We start from the raw sequence: 15,740 nt of genomic DNA, 5'->3' as shown, positions 1-15,740 counted from the left end.
AATGCCACGTCGATCACTCCTGATTGCTCCTGCATCGTTGGGTGCAGGATGAGTTGAACGTGGGTCAATATTCGATGCAAATATGGGACTGAAGTGGGTCACTTTTGGGTGCAAATCAACAGTTAGTGCCCTACGATGTGGTATTCAATCGTCCGGTGGGAGATAGGACCAGGGATATTTGTCATGCAATCGTCAACGAGTCGTTAACTGTGGTGGGGCTCTGGGTCTTGCCGGTGATCGGTGGATCATTAACCGTGATGTCCCTATGGCCGAGCGATTGGCCTCTGGCGCTACAACTCATCCTGGCCATATTCATTGCGGATGTCGGAATTTCGCTGGCACACTATGCCAGTCACCGAATGCGCTTTTTGTGGAAATTACACGCAGTACACCATAGCGTTAAGCGGATGTATGGGTTTAATGGCTTGATGAAGCACCCACTGCATCAGCTCATCGAAACCACCGCAGGCGTGACACCGCTACTCTTGATTGGGGCGCCATCCGAGGTCATGGCACTGCTCGCCGTTGCCGTTGTCTTGCAACTGCTGCTGCAACATTCCAGTGTAACCTACTACGTGGGTCCGCTGAAGTTCATACTGGCCATTAATGAGGTACATCGCTTCCACCATTTGAACACCACTGAAGAAGGAGACGTCAATTTTGGGCTCTTTACAACGTTAACCGATCACTTGTTGGGGACCTGGCACTACGATAACCGGTCGATAGGATCAAGAGATCTGGGGATTTCATCAGATCCAGATTACCCGGTTAATTATTTACCCCAACTTGTGCAGCCGTTTCGATATAAGCAATAAAGTCAAGCTCCTAGCGCCTCTGATAGCTCTCGATTTAACGGTGTTAAACCGTACCGACAGCAGCTTGGGGCAAACGGATAGTGAAAGTGGTTACTCCGTGGAAAGAAGAGACATCAATCCGACCGCCGTGTGCTTCCACAATGGACTTAACGATTGCCAGCCCTAATCCAGCTCCTTCGCTTTGACGCTGGCGTGACGGATCAACCCGATAGAATCGGTCGAAAATTCTAGGCTGGTGTTCGTCGGGAATTTCCGGTCCTACATTCTGCACGCTAAGTAAAACCTGACCATCGTCCGACTGCTCTAAGCGAACTTTCACGCTTTCTCCTAAAGGAGAGTGGCGTAATGCGTTGGAAAACAGATTCGAAAGAGCCCGCCGAAGCATGGCGCGGTCACCCATTATCCTGGGGGCCTGTCCCTCAATTTCTAACCGGACCTGCTTTTCTTCCGCCAGCGCTTCGAAAAACTCAAATAGCTCGCGTACTTCCTGGTTCATATCAAGTGGCTCCCGGATTGGTTTTAGCAATCCATGTTCACTCTGTGCCAACCAAAGCATATCGTTAACCATCTTGGTCAAACGGTCCAACTCTTCCAGATTCGAGTAGTGCAACTCGCGGTATTCATCCAGACTGCGAGACTTGCCTAATACAACCTGGGTCTGGGTGACGATATTGGTTATCGGCGTGCGCAATTCATGGGCGATGTCCGCGGAGAAATGGGTTAGTCGAACGAAGCTGTCCTCCAAGCGGCCGATCATGTCGTTGAATGAGGTGACAAGCTGTTGCAATTCTCTGGGTACACCGTCGGGCTCAAGGCGAACATGAAGGCGGTCAGCCTGTATCTCTCGCATGGTTCCGCTCAGCCCACGCAGTGGCGCATGCCCCTGATGCACACCATACCAGGTTGCCAACAGCGTGACCGTGCCAGCGAGCATCATAATAAGCCACAGGCTTCGGCGAAAATTCTTGAGAAACTGGATATGAGCATCCATGTCAATGGCAGCGACGATGATGTATTCGAAGCCACCAGCTTGGGTTTGGGTGATGACTCCCCGGTAGGTTTTTCCTTCAGCCTGCCATTGATATTGGTTACTGACTTGAATGCGAGAAACCGGAGCGAAGCTACCAACGGGCGTTAAATAATCGTCTGTTGATGGTCCATAGATCAGCCGTTGTTCCTTATCCCATACCTGGAAATAGACACCGTGATGACCTGATACTGCGTGCGACAACGCCTCATCCAAGCGTGAAGAACCGTCACTCGTTTTGCGCAAAGCACGGTCCACTGCCCTTGTCATGACCTCCAGCTCGTCAGCATCCTGTTCGGCGAAATGGTGCTCGACCGCACTGTTCACCAGATAGCCGATCCCAAGAAGGCTAAGGCCAATGGCAAGGGCCACAAAGGTCATCACCCGGGTGGTGAGAGATAGCGGACGCTTCCCTAGACGACTAATCATGCTCGTCATCCAGTTCCAGCTTGTATCCCATCCCCCTAACCGTATGGATTAATTTAGTTTCAAAATCATCATCAATCTTGGCTCGCAGGCGACGGATCGCGACATCGATCACATTGGTGTCGGAATCAAAGTTCATATCCCACACCTGAGAGGCGATCAGCGAACGCGGTAACACTTCTCCTTGTCGACGAACAAGCAGCTCCAGCAGGCAAAACTCTTTGTGGCTTAGGTTAATTTTACGACCCGCACGCATAGCCCGATGTCGCGGCAAATCCAGAATGAGATCGGCGACGCGCATCTGATCCGTCATTACCGGTACCGTACTGCGACGCAACAGGGTCCGAACACGGGCCAATAACTCGGCAAAAGCGAAGGGTTTGACCAGGTAATCGTCCGCTCCCAGCTCAAGGCCCTTGACCCGATCATCAACGCTGTCGCGAGCCGTCAGGAAAAGTACCGGCGTTTGTCGCCCCGCTTCACGGATGGACTGCACAATGCGCCAGCCATCCACATCCGGCAGCATGACATCCAGTACCAACAGATCAAACATTTCCGTCAACGCCAAATGATGACCATCGAGGCCAGTGCGCGCCAATGTGACCATAAATCCAGCCTCGGACAGGCCCTGCTGTAGATAATCCCCAGTCTTGATTTCGTCTTCGACCACCAATAACCGCATCGTTGTCCTACTCCGTCGTTTCAGAATGGGTTTGGAAACAGCCTAAACCTAGCTAACCCACAGTAAGATGACGCCTAGATTACAACTTTGTCATTTTGGAGTCATGCGGGTGTCAGGCACCACTGGCTAGTATGCGGAGTCAAGATATGGAACAACCAATACTTCCCTAACAAGAGATTGAGCAATGACTTCATGGTTTCACCAACCCAAACAGTCCTGGCCGCTCAGTCGCCGCCGATTTGTGCAAGGCCTGGCAGCCGGTGGCGTACTGGCCGCTACACCGTCCTGGTTGCAGGCTGCTGTAAAAAGCGCAACTACTCTCGGCTCAGCGCCCGTGCTTAGCGGCCGTGAAATTGACCTGGTCATCGCTGAGACACCGGTCAATTTTACCGGTGTCTCACGGATGGCCACGACCATCAATGGATCAATCCCGGCCCCAACCCTGCGCTTGCGCGAAGGTGATGAGGTCATAATCCGCGTGACTAATCGCCTGCCCGTGGCCACCTCGATTCACTGGCACGGCATCCTGTTGCCCTACCAGATGGATGGTGTGCCCGGCATCAGTTTCAAAGGTATTGCACCCGGCGAAACCTTTACCTATCGCTTTACACTGCGCCAGAGCGGCACCTACTGGTATCACAGCCATTCCGGCTTTCAGGAAATGACGGGGATGTACGGCGCTTTGATCATCGAGCCCCGAGCTGGTGAAAGACATCACACCGATAAGGATCACGTGGTGCAGCTTTCCGACTGGACTGACGAAGACCCCATGCATGCCTTCAGCAAGCTGAAAATGCAGAGCGATATCTACAACTTCAGCCAGCCTACGTTTTTTGATTTTACCCGTGATGTATCAAATATGGGGCTGCAAGCCGCATTGGATAAGCGTCAAATGTGGAATCAGATGCGCATGAATCCCACAGACCTTGCCGATCTGTCGGCAGCGACCATGACGTATCTGATGAATGGAACCACACCTGCCGGGAACTGGACCGGCTTGTTTAAACCAGGTGACTGCGTGCGCTTGCGATTTATCAATGCGGCCAGTAACAGTTTCTACGATGTGCGTATTCCTGGCTTGAAAATGACCATTGTCCAGGCAGATGGCCAGGATGTTGAGCCGGTAACCATCGATGAGTTCCGTTTCGGCCCTGGGGAAACCTACGATGTGTTGGTAGAACCTAAAGACGATGCTTACACCATCTTTGCGCAAAGCATGGATCGCAGCGGCTACGCCCGGGGCACACTGGCCACACGCCAAGGCTTATCAGCACCGGTGCCAACGCTTGATCCAGTGGAGTGGCTAACCATGGCCGATATGATGGGTGCTATGAATCACCAGGGAATGAGCCACGAAGGCATGAACCACCAGGGCATGGACCACAGTGCGATGGGCATGGGCAGCATGGACATGGGCGGTATGGATCACTCTAAGATGCACGGCGGTATGGCGATGGATCACAGTCAGCACAGCGGCCACAACATGCAGGGTATGAATCACGCCGCACACAGCCCGCTCGCCAAGCCCTCGGCTACCGTGCGCCACGCTCGGACAGAGTACGGCCCATCCGTGGATATGCGCGTCGATATGCCCCGTACCAACCTGGATGATCCCGGCATCGGCCTACGTGACTTAAGCAAAAAAGGGATGCGACCACAGGGTCATCGCGTATTAACTCTGGCAGATTTGAAATCCATCGATGGTGTGCTGGACGACACTCGCACACCGGTGAAGGAGCTCGAACTCCACCTTACCGGCAATATGGAACGGTACAGCTGGTCATTTGACGGGCTCGAATTTGGCAAAAGTACACCGGTATCATTGCGCCATAATGAACGGGTCAGAATTATCCTGCAAAACGACACTATGATGACCCACCCCATGCATTTGCACGGTATGTGGAGCGAACTGGAAACCGATCAGGGCGAACTTCGCGTGCGTCGTCATACTATACCGGTGCAACCAGCCCAACGAATAAGTTACTTAACCACACCGCATGACCTGGGCCGCTGGGCCTGGCATTGCCACCTGTTGTTTCATATGGATGCGGGCATGTTCCGCGAGGTGGTGGTGTCATGAAGAGAGTCATGAGAATGAAGACTATGAACTGGTTAGCTGCGGTGGTGCTATCTGCCAGCAGCTTGCAGGCGAATGACGCCTTGGCACAGATGGATCATGGCGAGATGAAGGCGCAAGGAGGCAGCGCGCCAGCCGATGCCCGCGATCCACACGCCTACTCTGACGGCAACACGCTTACCGAAGGGCCTTACGCACAATCTGGGCCGCGACAACTGAAGCTGGCCGACGAGCATAGCTTTTGGGCTGTGCTGGGCGACCGTTTCGAATACCAGGAAGACAGCGAAACCACGGTTTACGACCTCCAGGCTTGGTACGGCACCACCTACGATCGACTAGTCATCAAGGCGGAAGGTGATATTGCAGAAGACTCTCTGGAGGAAAGCTCCACTGATCTGCTCTGGGGTCATGCACTGAACGCCTATTTTGATACCCAACTTGGCGTGCGGCTTGACCAATATGACGAAGGTAAAGATCGTCAATGGCTGGCACTGGGTCTACAAGGGCTTGCCCCCTATTGGTTTGAACTGGATGTTACCGCCTATGTGGGTGACAGCGGCCGGACTGCACTGTCCGCTGAAGCTGAGTATGAATTATTGCTGACACAACGCCTGATTTTACAACCCCGCGCCGAGCTGAACTTGTACGGAAAAAACGACCCAGAAAATGGTCTCGGCTCCGGCCTATCATATCTCGCGTTGGGTGTGCGTCTGCGTTATGAGTTCAACCGTCAATTTGCACCCTATATCGGTGTGGAATGGACGAGCACTTATGGCGATACAGCGGATTACCGGCGCGCCGCTGGCGAGAACCGCTCTGACACCCAGATCGTCGCGGGTCTCAGATTCTGGTTTTAATGATTGATACTGCTTGTTCAACAAAACTTTTAATCCCACGAGGAAACTAACAATGAAACTCAAACTTCTGTCCCCCGTTCTCGTTCTGGCTGCCCTGGGCGTCGCTTTTTCGGCTCAAGCCCATGATCCTAAGGAGCACATGAAAGACGCAGAAAACCCGAATTGCGCCGCAATGAAGGATATGGATCACAGCAAGATGGATATGAACGATCCTGTCATGCAGGCCATGATGAAACAGTGCATGAAGGATATGCATCATGACGATGATTCCCACGCTATGAGCCACGATGACACATCTGATGAAGATCATAAGGAAGGCTCAGGCGAACAACACTCTGAACATCAGCACTAAAGAATTAAATAAAGGATCTCCTATGCCATCGCTCACCGCATTTATCAAAAGCCTGTTCATTGCCACGGTTATTGGCCTGGTGGGCGCTGGCTTATTTATCTACTCCGGCCTATATCCCATCGGTGCCGACGTACCCCATAACAAATTAAGTTACTGGCTACTGGAAACCCTGCGCGAACGATCCATTGCCCGCGCCGCCAGCGGCATCCAAATTCCGGATAATTTGAATACCTCCGATCGCTTGTTGGCTGGAGGTGCGGACTACAACGATATGTGCGCAGGCTGCCATCTCAAACCGGGTAAAACAGACAGTGACTTCACCATTGGCCTGTACCCTGCCCCACCTAACTTGACAGCTAAGGCAGATGCCCACGGGCATGAGCATGGCAGCGACACAGGTAGTGAAGAAATAGCTATTCAACGCCAATTCTGGATTATCAAGCACGGCATTAAGGCATCGGGCATGCCCGCTTGGGGACCAACTCACAGTGACGAGCGTATCTGGAATATGGTGGCATTTCTACAAAGGCTTCCATCACTTACGCCGGATCAATATCAGATACTGACAGCAAGAGGCAATACAAGCGATTCCACGACCACTGAATTTATCGCCATCGAAAAATAATTAAATCCGCTTAGGCAATCACGACTCTAAATCCATAAATATGAAAAATCACATGTTGAAAAGATCTCTCTCCATATTCGTATTTTTCTACCCGCTGTTATTTGTTGAATTGGCTTATCCACACTCTGCACATGACCCCATAAAAGACATTGAAAAATATGACCGCACAGTAGCGGAACGGCAAGCAAGCTTCCAAACCCTTGGCAGCTCTCCGGCGCGTATGCAGAACCTTCAGGATCAAGTCGACAGAATGCAAAGAAAACTACTTGCTATGAGAAATCTGATGGCCAGCGACTATCCACACGTCAAGGAAAAAATGAGCAAGTACAAGTACGATTACATGGGCACGGTAGATGAAATGCTAGCGCAATTAAAAATAACACTTAAACAAACGGATTCATTGTTTGATAAATGAGATATGGTAATGGAAGAGAATCCAGGGTATACGGATTTAATGGTTGATGGGGCACCTTCACCCCATCAATCTGATACCCCCCTCAGATGGTTGATAGATCGACTCCGTAGTTGAGTTCCTCTGCGAAGTCCGGCAGTCCGTAACCGATGGTTTTCTTGTAGAAAGGAGAGACCTTCGCAGTCGGGGCCTTCTTCTTGTGCTTCGTGGTGTAAAGCATTCGTGCCCGCATCACCTCGAAGGAGTAACCACGCCCTTCACGGTTCTTGTCCTTAGCCAGTCGGTTGATGGACTCCGTGTAAGCGTTGGTGACTGGCATGTCCGTCTCGAAGTAGGTCATGATCTGTTCGCGCCAGTTGCCCACAGCTCTGACCAGATCGCTCCAGACTTCCTTCTGGCCCTTCGGGATGGTGGCTATCCAGTCGTCCAGAGCGGCTTCTGCCTGGGGTCGTGTGGCGGCGTCCCAGATGTCGTAGAAGCGTTCCTTGTGCTCGTAGGCAGCCAGCAGTTGCGGGAATGCGCCTGTCCAGGTCTCCATGATGAGCTGTTCTCGGTCTGAGACTTCGTGAGCGCGTTTCAGCAGGATTTTCCGGTCTCCCTTTAGGGTTCGGCTCTGGGAGGGCTTCAGCTCCTTCCTGAGACCCTTGCGCACCTTTTCCAGGGCATCGTTGGCCATGCGCACCACATGAAACTTATCGACCACGATGCGGGCCTGTGGCAGCACGGCCTGGACCGCTGCCCGGTAAGGGTTCCACATGTCCATGCTGACGATCTCGACCTTCTGCCGGTCTTTCAGCTTCATCAGGTAGTTGGTCACCACGTCCTGGCGGCGGGTGGCCAGCAGGTCGAGCAGGGTTCGCTCCTCAATGTTGGTCAGAATGCAGCGGTAGCGCTTGTTCAGGTATAGCTCGTCAATGCCCAGGATGCGGGGCGTCTCGAAGCGGTGCCAGCGCCCCAGGAACTCGGCGCGGGCGTTGAAGATGTCGCGCACCGTCTTCTCGTCCAGGCCGGTCTGTGCCGCCACAAAGGTGTAGGGGTGGTTGAAGGATTCCTTCTCCACGTACTCATGCAGCCGCAGTGTCATACGGAATCCGTCCACCATCTCCGGTAGCTGGGGCCTGAATGTTGTCTTGCAGGCCCGGCAGGTGTATCGGCGGCGGACCACCCAGAGAGTGACCCGCTTGCCGTGGATGGGCAGATCACGATAGGGAACGTCACGCTTGCCGAACCGTACGAACTCACCCTGCACGCCGCATTCCTCGCAGGCGATGGGATCGGGCACGTCCACCTGGAAGTGCATTTCGTCGTCGGTTGATTTGCAGCCCAGTACTTGGTATTGCAGCAGGTGAAGGATGTTGTCGGGAAGTTCGGTCATGGTGTTGTATAGGCGTAGGTGTCAGTCAGATCCATCCGGCTCGGCATTGGTGTTTGCTTTTTTACCCAACAAGCTGCTGGAAACGAAAAGTAAGGCACCGAGGACAATTGCAATATCAGCCAGGTTGAAGGCCGGCCAATGCCAGTCTCGCCAATAGAAATCAAAGGAATCCACAACATAGCCGCGAAAGACCCGGTCAATCAGGTTGCCCATGGCGCCACCGAGGATAAGACTGTAAGCGATGGCTTCTCCTTTATGACGATTTTCAAGGATCAGCTTGATCAGAAAAATCGAGACCACTACCGCGATTCCGATAAAAAAGTAGCGCTGCCAGCCTCCACCATTTGCAAAAAGACTAAATGCGGCACCGGTGTTCCATAGGTGCACCCAGTTAAAGAACGGGGTCACCGAAACATACTCGCCATAGGCCATTGATTGCTGCACCAGCCACTTTACAGCCTGATCAGACGCTGCCAGCAGGCCCGATATGGACAATAGGGCATACGGCGAGAGCTTTTTGCCAATAATGAGCATTATTTAACCCTTCAACGCCAAAATGCGTCTGGCACCGTTAAGTACAATGCCCCCCGCGATGGTGCCGATAATCAGATCCGGATAATTGGAACCGGTCCACGCGACCAGGGCGCCGGCGGTGATGACCCCCAGGTTGATTACCACGTCGTTGGCCGAGAATATCCAGCTTGCCTTCATGTGCGCCCCGCCTTCCCGATGTTTGGATATGAGCAGCAGACAACTGGTATTGGCAATCAATGCGACGAATGCGATAGCCATCATCACCAGCGATTCAGGCTCACTACCGAATACAAAGCGTCTCACCACCTCTACGAGCACGCCCACAGCCAAGATCAGTTGCAGTACACCAGCAAGATGCGCGGCACGTACCTGCATTTTCACGCTATGTCCAACCGCATAAAGGGCAAGCCCGTACACCGCCGCATCGGCAAAATTGTCCAGGGATTCTCCAATCAGGCCGGTGGACTGGGCGATCAGACCGGCAGTCATTTCCACCACGAACAGAAGTGCATTGATGCCGAGCAACCAGCGCAGGGTCCCGGATTCTTGCTTAGCAGAAGCTGCCGAAAACTCGGCGGCCTTGATGGTCTCCGGATTTGCAGCGACGGTTTCCTGAAGCGAGGCGCCTAGCCCCAAGGTCTTCAGTTTCGAGGTGACGGGCTCGACCTCGCCGTCATGCACGACCTTCAGCCGGCGGTTCGACAAGTCGAAGGACAGCGCTCGAATCTCCTCAAAGCCGTTCAGGGCTAGGCGAATCATTCGTTCTTCTGATGGACAGTCCATCTTCGGCACGGCATAAACACTGACCCATCTCCCTGGCGCCTCGGAGGAGGCCTGTATATCGGTATCCGCTGCGGACGTTGCATCACCGCCACAGGCGCCACCACAGGATTTGCTCATGATACGACTCCACTTGAACAATGTTGTGGTACCATTTAAAACTATAAAGCTACTATAAGGTCAATAGAGTAAAGAATCCGTTGGGGAGGAGGCTGATGCGCATTGGTCAGTTGGCGCAGTTGGTAGGGGTCGAAACACAGACGATCCGCTTCTATGAACAGCAGGGCTTGTTGCCGCCGCCTGATCGGCAGGACAACGGTTACCGTGTCTATACCGAGAAGCATGGTGAGGGGCTGGCCTTCATCCGTCGCTGCAGAATCCTGGGCCTGTCACTGGCTGAGATTCACGAACTACAGAGCTATCAGGACGACCCTCATCAGCCTTGTACCGCCGTCAACGCCTTGCTCGATGATCACATCTCTCATGTGCGGTCGCAGATAACCGCTCTGCAAGCGCTTGAGAAACAACTCGTTTCACTGAGAGCGAGTTGCAATGATGACCGGGAAGTTGAGGCGTGTGGGGTTCTTGCTGGAATTAGCGAAGGAAACATGCACCAGCAGTAGGTGAAGCATCAACCAGATAATCCGATGAGATGCCGGTCTGTCTCACTCTCATGCAAAGGTAAGATCAACCATTTAATCCGCTTACCCAGAATCCAGAAAGACCCAGCAGCTAGACAGTGGATATAGCGATTCGCCCCATGCCGGCTAAAGTATTTATTACTGGTGGCGCTGTGTTCACCATGGTGTTATGGGCAATATGCTTCCCGCTCATCTCCCTTAGTTTACCCTATGCCCCGATTATGTTGACGGCATTTCTTAGAGCAGCGATTGCGGGTTTCTTTTTAATTGTCATCGCTTGGATGCTAGGTAGACCTTTCCCAAAGTCCACTAAAGTCTACCTCTATATCCTTGGCATTGGTCTAACCGCAACGAGTATTGGGTTCTGGGGCATGTTCTATGCGGGCAGCCTAATCACACCCGGACTGGCAACCGTACTCACCAACACACAACCTCTAATTGCCGGCCTTCTGGGCTGGCATATTCTGAACGAACGCATAGGGAAGCGGGCACTGCTGGGTACTCTACTCGGTTTTTCAGGAATTGTGGTCATCAGTGCGGAAAGTCTTTTCGCCACAGATGTTCAGTCATTGAGCGGTATCGCCTATGTTGTTATTGCCGCTGCAGGTTTAGCGATCAGCAATCTCTTGTTGAAGAAGTCTGCTAACCGTATCGATGTGCTATATGCCATGGGATTCCAGCTCTTACTGGGGGCTATCCCCCTGTCGCTATTGGCCTTTTTTAACACTTCATTGCCGCCCCTGAGTTGGAACTGGGATTACGTGTGGATCTTACTGGCACTGGCATTGCCCGGCACTGCTCTGCCATTTATTCTGTGGTTCTGGCTGATGGATACTGCGCCATTATACAAACTCAATGTCTACAGTTTTCTAACGCCTGTATTCGGGCTGTATTTAGGTTACACCTATTTTGCTGAGTCGCTATCTTCAATACAGTGGCTGGGTATTTTCCTGGTTATAGCCGCCATACCTCTGGTGAATTCGTCAACCAGAGCAGTGGTTTGAGGAAATATGAAATCGGATAATCTACCTGTATGACAGGCTGAATCGATTTACCAACAAGGTGATGTGATGACAAGTTCAGCGAAGAAAAAGCCATCCTATAAAACGGAGCTCAGAGAGCTACAAATACAACTCGTTAAACTTCAGCGGCACATCATCAAAAACAACCTACAACTGCTGGTCATATTTGAGGGCCGGGACGCCGCCGGAAAAGATGGTGTCATTAAGCGAATCACTGAACATCTAAGCCCGAGGGAAACGCGAGTCGTCGCCCTGGGAAAACCCTCTGAGCGCGATACTAATAGCTGGTACTTCCAACGTTACACAGCCCATCTGCCAAGTCGGCAGGAAATGGTACTGATGAATCGCAGCTGGTATAACCGAGCGGGCGTTGAAAAAGTCATGGGCTTTTGCTCGGAAAAAGAATATAAGCAATTTATGAAAGCGGTCGTACCGTTTGAAAAGATGCTTTGCGATACAGGTATTCAAATCATCAAATACTATCTCGATATATCGCGAGATGAACAGCAAAGTAGATTAGCAGGCTGTTGAAAAAATCTTACTTTTTCAGCTGAATGTGAGTTTTCCCACATTCAGCTGAGTTCTGGCTCTGCATAATCGACCGCGTTGCTCAGGATGAGCAGCTGGCAAGGAGGCCGATCAGTGACGATCGAGAGCGCAGGATGCGCGCTAACGCAATGGATGCGTGGCCCCTTGCTGTTTTTTACGCCAATAGTCGCTTCATCCTTGTAATGTTGTATGCTGCCGCCGTAAACCGAAACAGCCAGGCAACCGTTTCCCGGCCCTTATGGCGCAATTTACGCATCAGACCAATATCCTTCATCCACCCAAAGCACTCTTCTATCCGTTTGCGGCGAACCTGGCTGATCTGATAACCCCGTGTGCTCGTGGTGCGGCCGTCGATAGCACTGCGCTGTGACTTCGCCGCCACGTGTGGTGTAATCTTTAAGCCGCGACACCCTTCCACAAAATCAAAGGTGTCGTATCCCTTCTCGGCCCCGACACTTCGGCCCGGGTGCATAGCCTGAGCTGCCAGCAAATCCAACCCCGCTTCCCACTCCTGGCGCGTACCGGCTTCAGTGACTTCGGTTCCCACAATCAGGCCGTTGCGGTTTTCCGTCAATAGATGACCCATATGGCACAGCTTCGATTCTTTGCCTTTACCTTTGCGGAACAGCCGGGCATCCGGATCTGTCGTGGAGGCGTGGGTAGTGTTCGTGCGCTTCTGGCCATGAAAATTCTCATCGTCATTATCCCGCGGCCCATCCTTCGGTTTGAACGACTTCATCGAGGCACAGGCATCCAGCAGCGTACCATCCACACTGAAGTGTTCACGCGACATCAGCTGCTTCGCTTTGGCCTGTTTCTTTATTGCATCGAAGAACAACTCGTCGATATCGTGCGCCAGTAACCGATCCCGGTTCTTGGAGAAAACTGAATGATTCCATACCGGATCGTCCATACGCAGCCCGACAAACCAGCGAAACATCAGGTCGTAATCCAGACGCTCCATCAACTGCCGTTCCGAGCGGATGGTAAAGAGAATTTGCAGCAACAAGGCGCGAATCAGTTGCTCCGGGGGAATGGAGGGGCGACCGACACTGGCATACATCACATCGAAGGTGCCATCCATCGCTACCAGCCTTATCAACGATCTGCCTCACCAGCCGAATAGGGTGTTGTTGTGGGATTCGCAACTCCAGGTCAACGTAGCTGAACAGGGTTGGCTGACTATCGATTTCGCCGCGCATGAATCTCGACTCGCAAAGTTAAAGTGTTATGATCGCATATCCAGGGTTTTTCAACAGCCTGCTAATCCATTTAGACTCAGGGTATGCCTGGTGACGAATCCCGGGTTAATGCCTGATTGATGTTCGCTCATCGGCCCTGTACCTTTCTGAAATAATCCAACAACTTATTTTTTGTGTTTATGCACCGGTGACTTTTTCGTCTCTAATTCATGGTCCATCATTTGCCCCATCATCATTTGCATCATACCCATGCGCTCTTCCATCATCTCCATGCGTTTCATCATGTCCATTTTCTCCGGCATACCTTTATTCATCATCTGCATGCCGTCCTGCATAGCCTGCATATGTTCATCCATTAATTTTTTTCGCTTCTCAGGGTCGGTTTCGGTTTTTATTTCTGACATCATGGTATGCATTTTTTTCATATGATCATGCATCGCCATCATCTGATCATGATTCATCATTCCCATCATCATGCCGCTGTCAGCACCTTGGCTTTTATCACTGTGATCATGGGAGTTTTCTGAAAATACCGGAAAAGAAATGACAGAAGTAATAACGATGGTGGAAAGCAGTGTTGTCATTGAATGTTTCATAAGGAAATCCTCAGTAGGTTGAAGCGGCTTTATCGGTAGCAAATTTTGGTACCCACCCTGGGGTCGATTTCATATAGCGAAGATACACATCGCCAAATTCCTCAATCGCCAAACGCTCTTCACGCTTGGCCAATCGCACATAGACAACGACCAATATGGGAAACATGACCAATGTCGGCAGGGTCGGCCACTGCAACAGAAAGCCAAACATAATCATGATGAAAGCAATGTATTGTGGGTGACGGCAGCGGGCATACCAGCCGGTGGTCGCCAGGGAGTGAGTTTGTTGCGCTTTGTGGAGCACGTTCCACGCCGACGCGAGCAGAAAGAAGCCGAGCACGATTAGTACATTGCTGGCAATATGCAGCGGATCAAAGTGCGGATCACCTTCAAACCCGAGCATGGTGTGCAGTAAATGGCCATTTTCATGGGAGAGGAAGTCCACTCCTGGGTACTTTTCCGCCAGCCATCCAGACAGAAAATATATCGTCAGCGGAAATCCATACATCTCGGTAAAGAGCGCAATAATGAACGCAGAGAAAGCCCCAAAACTGCGCCAGTCGGTTTTTGTTTGTGGCTTGGCAAAACTGAAGGCAAAGAAAATAAATATTGCCGAATTCAGTATCACCAGTGTCCAGAGACCATAAGCTGAATCACCGTGCATTTGTCGTTCTCCTGTTTTCTACCGGGTCAATGGTGGTGCCGATGTTCGCTATCCCGGCGCCCATCTTCTAATCCACGCTGGTAAGCATCTTGATCTGACTCACCCTCATGCTGATGGCCTTCTCCCTGGCGCTGATGGCTCCCACCATGCCCCCCGTGGCCACCATGACCACCGTGCATGAAAAGATGCATAAAAGGACATGCCAGCAAAATCAGAAAAGGTAAAAACTGCCAGACATGCTGGCGGTGTTCGATCAGCAGAAAATACGTGGCAGCACCAATTAGGCCCAATGCCGCCAGTCCTTTGGGTGTTAACCAGAATGATGTTTTTTGCGTTGCCATATCACACCTCACGGATGAAATTGAAAATCGCTGTCTATCGCACTGCGTTTATCATGAATCCAAAGCAAGTCATTCACCGGAATAATACAAACCAGCCCTTCGCTATCGGCATTGACGTGCGCCGTTTCTACAATCAGTTGCGCGATGTTATTTGCATGCTCTGACCTGGCGTAAATCTCCATTTGAATGTGCTTAATCAAATGATTCTCGTTGAAGCTGTCGAAGTATTCTCCACGACCGCGAACCGGATGCAGGGTGAAGCCTTTAACCCCATGCCTAATGAGTGCTTCTTCTACGTCCTTCAAACGAAATTCGTCAAAAATGGCGGTCACTTTTTGAATATTCATACTGATATCAATCCTTACTTTCTTTGTTGAACATTCTCTAATTCACCGTGAGTTGACCGCGATACATCTGCATCTGACAATGAAAGGCGTATTCACCAGATTTCAGTGCAGGTAGTTGTATGGACTTCAGTTTATTGAGGGGCAAGGTGTCACTGATTTGCAGTTCGGGAATCAGTAACGTTTCTGAGCAGGGTGATTCATCTTTACGTATGAACTTCAGCTCAACCGGCTCACCCACAGGCACTTTAATTCGGGAGGGTGAATAGGTGCCATTTTCCACGGTAATCACCAGATCATTTTCACCCAGCTCTGCCTCTTTGGGTTTGTACAACCAAAACCACCATATAATGAGCGCGATCAGAACAACGCCAACACTATTAATGATTAACATGTCCACTCTCCTAAACAGGTTTCTG

19 protein-coding genes and 1 pseudogene are annotated in these 15,740 nt (G+C 51.5%); 9 read left to right on the top strand and 11 right to left on the bottom strand.

Going from position 1 to position 15,740, the window contains the following annotated elements; all coding sequences use genetic code 11:
- Positions 1-104 precede the first annotated feature (104 nt).
- Positions 105-815: a sterol desaturase family protein gene (locus FT643_RS17995; RefSeq protein WP_156872803.1), complete on the top strand. Its 711-nt coding sequence runs from the start codon at positions 105-107 to the stop codon at positions 813-815.
- A 43-nt stretch (positions 816-858) separates the two neighbouring features.
- Here the strand turns inward: FT643_RS17995 and FT643_RS17990 are convergent, their stop codons facing one another.
- Positions 859-2,271, bottom strand: a complete 1,413-nt coding sequence (locus tag FT643_RS17990) for a heavy metal sensor histidine kinase (protein WP_198043658.1) — start codon at positions 2,269-2,271, stop codon at positions 859-861.
- Positions 2,264-2,950 carry a heavy metal response regulator transcription factor gene (locus tag FT643_RS17985; protein ID WP_156872801.1) on the bottom strand — a complete coding sequence of 229 codons (687 nt, stop codon included), beginning with the start codon at positions 2,948-2,950 and terminating at the stop codon, positions 2,264-2,266. Before FT643_RS17985 ends, FT643_RS17990 begins: the two co-directional genes overlap by 8 nt.
- Positions 2,951-3,134: 184 nt before the next feature.
- Here FT643_RS17985 and FT643_RS17980 point away from each other — a divergent pair, with 184 nt between their 5' ends.
- Genes FT643_RS17980 through FT643_RS17960 form a run of 5 tightly spaced genes read left to right on the top strand, consistent with a single transcriptional unit; the run spans position 3,135 to position 7,276 of the window.
- Complete coding sequence (locus FT643_RS17980; protein WP_156872800.1) at positions 3,135-5,030, top strand: copper resistance system multicopper oxidase; 1,896 nt, start codon at positions 3,135-3,137, stop codon at positions 5,028-5,030.
- Between the two features lie 8 nt (positions 5,031-5,038).
- A complete protein-coding gene (locus FT643_RS17975) occupies positions 5,039-5,884 on the top strand; it encodes a copper resistance protein B (protein ID WP_232340300.1) in 846 nt (281 codons plus the stop codon).
- 52 nt (positions 5,885-5,936) lie between these two features.
- A complete protein-coding gene (locus FT643_RS17970; protein ID WP_156872798.1) occupies positions 5,937-6,236 on the top strand; it encodes a hypothetical protein in 300 nt (99 codons plus the stop codon).
- A gap of 22 nt (positions 6,237-6,258) precedes the next feature.
- Positions 6,259-6,861 (top strand): c-type cytochrome, encoded by a 603-nt coding sequence (locus tag FT643_RS17965; protein ID WP_156872797.1) that lies wholly within the window; start codon positions 6,259-6,261, stop codon positions 6,859-6,861.
- Positions 6,862-6,913: 52 nt separating this feature from the next.
- Complete coding sequence (locus tag FT643_RS17960) at positions 6,914-7,276, top strand: hypothetical protein (protein WP_156872796.1); 363 nt, start codon at positions 6,914-6,916, stop codon at positions 7,274-7,276.
- Between the two features lie 82 nt (positions 7,277-7,358).
- Here the strand turns inward: FT643_RS17960 and FT643_RS17955 are convergent, their stop codons facing one another.
- The 3 genes from FT643_RS17955 to FT643_RS17945 are packed head-to-tail and all read right to left on the bottom strand — an operon-like array spanning position 7,359 to position 10,082.
- Complete coding sequence (locus FT643_RS17955) at positions 7,359-8,648, bottom strand: ISL3 family transposase (RefSeq protein WP_156872795.1); 1,290 nt, start codon at positions 8,646-8,648, stop codon at positions 7,359-7,361.
- A gap of 21 nt (positions 8,649-8,669) precedes the next feature.
- The gene (lspA, locus tag FT643_RS17950; protein ID WP_004863699.1) at positions 8,670-9,182 is read right to left on the bottom strand and encodes a signal peptidase II; all 513 of its coding nucleotides are present in this window, start codon (positions 9,180-9,182) and stop codon (positions 8,670-8,672) included.
- Positions 9,183-9,185: 3 nt separating this feature from the next.
- Positions 9,186-10,082, bottom strand: a complete 897-nt coding sequence (locus FT643_RS17945; protein WP_004574643.1) for a cation transporter — start codon at positions 10,080-10,082, stop codon at positions 9,186-9,188.
- A gap of 95 nt (positions 10,083-10,177) precedes the next feature.
- On the opposite strand from FT643_RS17945, the gene cadR reads away from it, so the two are divergent.
- The 3 genes from cadR (at position 10,178) to FT643_RS17930 (ending at position 12,156) form a co-directional block, all read left to right on the top strand.
- A complete protein-coding gene (gene cadR, locus FT643_RS17940) occupies positions 10,178-10,585 on the top strand; it encodes a Cd(II)/Pb(II)-responsive transcriptional regulator (protein ID WP_004364961.1) in 408 nt (135 codons plus the stop codon).
- Between the two features lie 116 nt (positions 10,586-10,701).
- Positions 10,702-11,607, top strand: coding sequence for a DMT family transporter (locus tag FT643_RS17935; RefSeq protein WP_317622057.1), 906 nt, complete (start codon positions 10,702-10,704; stop codon positions 11,605-11,607).
- A 66-nt stretch (positions 11,608-11,673) separates the two neighbouring features.
- Complete coding sequence (locus tag FT643_RS17930) at positions 11,674-12,156, top strand: polyphosphate kinase 2 family protein (protein ID WP_156872794.1); 483 nt, start codon at positions 11,674-11,676, stop codon at positions 12,154-12,156.
- A gap of 172 nt (positions 12,157-12,328) precedes the next feature.
- Here the strand turns inward: FT643_RS17930 and FT643_RS17925 are convergent.
- The 6 genes and pseudogenes from FT643_RS17925 to FT643_RS17900 all read right to left on the bottom strand — a co-directional run bounded on the left by FT643_RS17925 (position 12,329) and on the right by FT643_RS17900 (position 15,715).
- A pseudogene (locus FT643_RS17925) lies at positions 12,329-13,376 on the bottom strand (IS5 family transposase).
- A gap of 164 nt (positions 13,377-13,540) precedes the next feature.
- Positions 13,541-13,972, bottom strand: a complete 432-nt coding sequence (locus FT643_RS17920; protein ID WP_198043657.1) for an EMC3/TMCO1 family protein — start codon at positions 13,970-13,972, stop codon at positions 13,541-13,543.
- Positions 13,973-13,982: 10 nt separating this feature from the next.
- On the bottom strand, positions 13,983-14,636 hold the full coding sequence (locus tag FT643_RS17915; protein ID WP_156872793.1) for a methyltransferase family protein: 654 nt from the start codon (positions 14,634-14,636) through the stop codon (positions 13,983-13,985).
- 26 nt (positions 14,637-14,662) lie between these two features.
- Positions 14,663-14,977, bottom strand: a complete 315-nt coding sequence (locus FT643_RS17910) for a DUF2933 domain-containing protein (protein ID WP_068437602.1) — start codon at positions 14,975-14,977, stop codon at positions 14,663-14,665.
- Between the two features lie 8 nt (positions 14,978-14,985).
- Positions 14,986-15,324, bottom strand: a complete 339-nt coding sequence (locus FT643_RS17905; protein WP_068437605.1) for a P-II family nitrogen regulator — start codon at positions 15,322-15,324, stop codon at positions 14,986-14,988.
- Positions 15,325-15,361: 37 nt separating this feature from the next.
- Complete coding sequence (locus FT643_RS17900; protein WP_156872792.1) at positions 15,362-15,715, bottom strand: cupredoxin domain-containing protein; 354 nt, start codon at positions 15,713-15,715, stop codon at positions 15,362-15,364.
- Between the last annotated feature and the right edge of the window lie 25 nt (positions 15,716-15,740).

Source organism: Ketobacter sp. MCCC 1A13808 (assembly GCF_009746715.1).
Lineage (GTDB): Bacteria > Pseudomonadota > Gammaproteobacteria > Pseudomonadales > Ketobacteraceae > Ketobacter.
Note: the sequence above shows the minus strand (reverse complement) of the source record. Positions and strands in the feature narration are given on the sequence as shown.